A 401-nucleotide genomic window follows, 5' to 3' on the forward strand; every position below is an offset into this window, starting at 1 on the left:
GACGGCGGATCCGAGACGGTGCTGATGCTCGTGCCGGCGGACACGCCCGGTGTGTCCGTCCATCCGTTCTGGGCCAGCAACGTGCTGGCGGGGGCGGAGAGCGACGAGGTCCGCCTGACGGACGTCTTCGTCGACGACCGGCTGCTCGTGCCCACCGACATCGGTGAGCAGGGCGAGCTCGACGAGTTGCAGACCGTCGGGTTCATGTGGTTCGAGATGCTGATCACCTGCTGCTACCTGGGCATGGCCAGCGCCCTGGTCGAGCGGGCGTTCGCGAGCCGGAAGCTCAGCGCGGAGCAGGTGACGGACCTGGGCGTGCGCGTCGAGAGCGCGGCTCAACTGCTGGAGGGGATCGCCCGGCAGTTGGTCGCGAAGGAGGGCGACAACGCCGCCCTCACCAA

The 401-nt window shown here is 69.1% G+C and carries 1 pseudogene; it reads left to right on the plus strand.

What is annotated here, in order from left to right:
* Window positions 1-401, plus strand: a pseudogene (locus tag G3I71_RS49265) (acyl-CoA dehydrogenase); the annotation flags it as partial.

Origin of the sequence: Streptomyces sp. SID12501, from assembly GCF_010550245.1 — a bacterium.
In the GTDB taxonomy this organism is placed as follows: Bacteria; Actinomycetota; Actinomycetes; order Streptomycetales; family Streptomycetaceae; genus Streptomyces.